4 protein-coding genes are annotated in these 3,443 nt (G+C 65.9%); 3 read left to right on the forward strand and 1 reads right to left on the reverse strand.

Annotation, left to right across the window (positions count from 1 at the left end; translation table 11 throughout):
• Positions 1-573: 573 nt before the first annotated feature.
• The gene (locus ACFXN1_RS51495; RefSeq protein ID WP_379446657.1) at positions 574-1,854 is read right to left on the reverse strand and encodes an MFS transporter; all 1,281 of its coding nucleotides are present in this window, start codon (positions 1,852-1,854) and stop codon (positions 574-576) included.
• Between the two features lie 107 nt (positions 1,855-1,961).
• On the opposite strand from ACFXN1_RS51495, the gene ACFXN1_RS51500 reads away from it, so the two are divergent.
• The 3 genes from ACFXN1_RS51500 (at position 1,962) to ACFXN1_RS51510 (ending at position 3,389) form a co-directional block, all read left to right on the forward strand.
• Positions 1,962-2,114 carry a LysR family transcriptional regulator gene (locus ACFXN1_RS51500; RefSeq protein ID WP_379446659.1) on the forward strand — a complete coding sequence of 51 codons (153 nt, stop codon included), beginning with the start codon at positions 1,962-1,964 and terminating at the stop codon, positions 2,112-2,114.
• A 23-nt stretch (positions 2,115-2,137) separates the two neighbouring features.
• Positions 2,138-2,284, forward strand: a complete 147-nt coding sequence (locus ACFXN1_RS51505) for a hypothetical protein (protein WP_379446660.1) — start codon at positions 2,138-2,140, stop codon at positions 2,282-2,284.
• Positions 2,285-2,543: 259 nt separating this feature from the next.
• Positions 2,544-3,389, forward strand: a complete 846-nt coding sequence (locus ACFXN1_RS51510) for a DUF4158 domain-containing protein (protein ID WP_379446661.1) — start codon at positions 2,544-2,546, stop codon at positions 3,387-3,389.
• Positions 3,390-3,443 lie beyond the last annotated feature (54 nt).

Consider the following 3,443-nt stretch of genomic DNA (forward strand, 5'->3'; position numbering starts at 1 on the left):
ACAAATTCCCACGAAAAACGGTGCAGCACAAGAACATCAACCACCCAGAACCCGCCGAGATCCGGCTACATCAGCGCGTAAGTTAACGGCATTGGCATCAAAACCGGGGGGATTCAGCCTACCTGTGCTGTCTGGCACAACCTGGGCGAAGTGGTCGACCGCATCACGATGGACAATGCGAGGTCTCCTGTCAACGGGTGGACGTCGTGACCGGCGTCGGCCCGGGTGGAGATCACTACGAGGCAAGCCTGTAATGAGCCACAACCGATTTCGGTTGGGCAAGCTTCTGATCAGGCCATCGTGGTGGGCCGAGTCGACGCCGGCCTTCGCGCCGAGTGGACAACTCCCGGGAATGACACACCCCCGACGGGGGGTCAGACGATTCACGAGTCACACCCAGCACGAAGAGCCAGCACCCACCCACCCTTCCAGCCAGCCCCAGGCCAGCCACCCCAAACAATTACAGGTGGTTCAGAGTTCACATCTGCCGCAGTTGGAGGCAGGTTCGGCGTAGCTGATGGTCGCGCCGTCCGTGCGGTGCGCCGTCGGGTTGCTGTTGCGAAACGTCCGTGATCAATCGGTACCAGGCTGTGTAGGTGGGCGCACTGTCGTGCTGACGAGTATGAGCCACAGCAGAAGCAGGACAGTCCCGGGGATGGCTCCGGCGAGGGCAAGACCGGTACGGGGGCCGAGGTGTTGGTCGATGATGCCGAGCAGGGGGCCACCCAAGGCTCCGGCGCCGAAGGTTACGAGAATGTAGATGCCCATGACCCGGCCGCGAAGCGCGGTCCCAGCGGCGAGTTGGAGGGTCGCATTGGCGCCGGTGTACAACTGTTGACTGCCGATACCGACCGCGATCAGGGCGACAGACAGGCTCCATGGTGTGGGCATGGCGGCGGCGACCAGGTAGGCGCTGGCCAGCGCGCACCCGGTCCATCTGAGTCCGCGCAGAGTGATGCGAGTGCGGCCGGCGGCGATGAGCGCGCCGAGCAGCGAGCCGACTGCGACAGTGGACACCAGCAGCGCGTAGCCCGAGGGTCCGGTGTGGACGGTACTCGCGTAGGACGCCAGGGTGACGGCATTGTTGAAGACGAATACGCTGAACACGCCGACCAGCGCGATGGGCCACCATATCTCCGGTCGCTGCGCCAGCGCACGCAACCCGCCGGCGGCGTGTCCGACCGTGTGCGTCGTGGTCTGCGGGCGCGGAACCTGGTTGGGGTTGATGCGGGCGGACACGAGGAGCGAGGCGACGTAGAACACTGCGGTGACGGCGAAGGCCCAGCCAGGGCCGACGCCGCTGATCAGCACGCCGGACAGGGCCGGCCCAGCGAGAGGACCGAGTTGCAACGTCGAGGCGTTGAGGCTGATCGCGCTATGCATCTGGTCGTCTTCAACCAACTCGGTCACGAACGCGAGCCGGACCGGCCAGCCGATCGCGGAGACCGTGCCAAGCACCGCTGCCAGGAGCTGGATGTGCCAGGCGGCGACGTGATGGGTCAAGGTGAGTGCGGCCAGGACCGCGGCCACGGTGCCCGCCGCGGCTTGGGTGGCTTGCAGCACGCGGATCTTCGGGTAGCGATCAGCGATCCACCCGCCAGCCATCCCGAACACCAGGGTGGGGGCCAACGCCAGACTCGTGGTGATGCCGACCGCAGTAGCGTCCCCCGTGAGGCTGAGAACCAGCCAACCCTGGGCAATGCTCTGCACATAGATCCCCGTGGCGGCCACCGCCTGGCCGAACAGATACCTGCGGAAGTTCCGGGAGCGCAGCGCGGCGAACCGGGCACCGCGTGGGGTCGTTGATGTCGGCCGTCTGTGGGAATCCTCGAGTCTGCCGGCCCTTGTGGTCACGGCGAAACGCCTCCTTCGTGGTGTGCAGCCTCCATCGTTTCGTCCCCCCGCCAATTTGGAAAGGGAATTAACTCAATAATTCTCATTGCTGATCGTAATGAGTAGCCGTGGCTCTGCCTCCAGAGCACGTGCGGACGTTTCTCGCAGTAGCGCAGTCATCGAGCTTCACCCAGGCCGCGGCAGCGCTGGGGCTCGGGCAGCCCACGGTGAGTCAGCACATCCGCAAGCTCTCGGGCAGGCGGCGGGCCGGCCGCTGCTGATCCGCGATACCCGCGGCGCCAGGTTGACCGTCGAGGGGGAGGCGATGGCCGGCTTCGCGCACTACATCCTCGCCGCCCACGCTCAGGCATCGGACTACTTCGCCGGTGCGGAGGTGCGGGGCCGGTTACGCATCGGCATCACCGACGATCTCGCCATGACTCCCTGCTAGTGGGTGCGCCCGTTAGTTCGTCGGGGGGCGAGTGGGAGGGGTGCGGCCAGGTCGTGGCGGCCGAGCCGGTATAGCAGGTCGTTGAGGTCGTCGCGGGTGAAGGTCCAGTCGAATGGTCGGGCGGTGGCATTGTAGGCATGTGGGGTCCAGTGGTGCGAAAAGTCGCGCTAGGCCTGCCCGGTTCGGTTGATTGGGGTGGTTGCTGAGCGTTGTTGTGGCGCTGGTGGTTTCATGAGCGGCTGTGCGTGATGAGGGTGCGGTGCCGGGGTACGGCCAGTTCGGGGTGTTGACGCGGGCCGAGCTGGAACGGTTCTTCCATCTCGACGAGCAGGACCGGGAGCTGATTGCCGAGCGCCGCCGTGACAGCAATAGATTGGGGTTCGTTATCCAGCTCGTGACGGTCCGCTACGTGGGGATGTTCCTGCCCGATCCGCTGGAGGTGCCGGCGAATGTGGTGGACTACCTGGCCGAGCAGCTGAGCATCGATGATCCGTCGTGTGTGAAGTTGTACCTGGACCGCAGGCAGACCCGGTATGACCATCAGGACGAGATCGTGCGCCGGTACGGGCTGATCGAGTTCGCCGATATCGAGGGTGAGTTGGTGGCGTGGATCGCTGATCAGGCCTGGACGACCGGCGACGGTCCGAAGGTTCTCACCACGGGGGCGGTGCGGTGGCTGCGAGAGAAGGGCGCGCTGCTGCCCGGCGTCACCACGTTGGAGCGCCTGGTCGCCGAGACCAAGCAGGCCGCTGATCAACGGTTGTGGGCGCATCTGGCCGGGCAGCTCACGGCCGGGCAGCCGGGTGTGCTGCTGGGGCTGCTGGAGACCCGGGAAGAGCACCGCCGCAAGTATGTGGAGCTGGAGCGGCTGCGTAAGGGCGCGTTCGCGCCGTCCTCGACAGGCATGAAAAATGCACTGGCGCGGGTGCGGGACGTCAACGCGGTCGTCCCGGCGTCGGTCGACGTCTCCCAGGTGTCCGCGCGTCGGCTGATCGCGTTGGCCTCGCACGGCTTGACCGGTAAGACCAGGACGTACTGGTACCTCGCCGCTCGACCGAGCCTACCCAGAGCGGGAACAGCGCGTCGGGGTAGCGGGCGTCTTTGACGCGGCGCACGATCAGCCGGGCTGTGGTGCGGTCTTTGGTGGAAGCGAAAGCGG

Origin of the sequence: Nocardia sp. NPDC059154 (genome assembly GCF_042755705.1) — a bacterium.
Lineage (GTDB): Bacteria > Actinomycetota > Actinomycetes > Mycobacteriales > Mycobacteriaceae > Nocardia.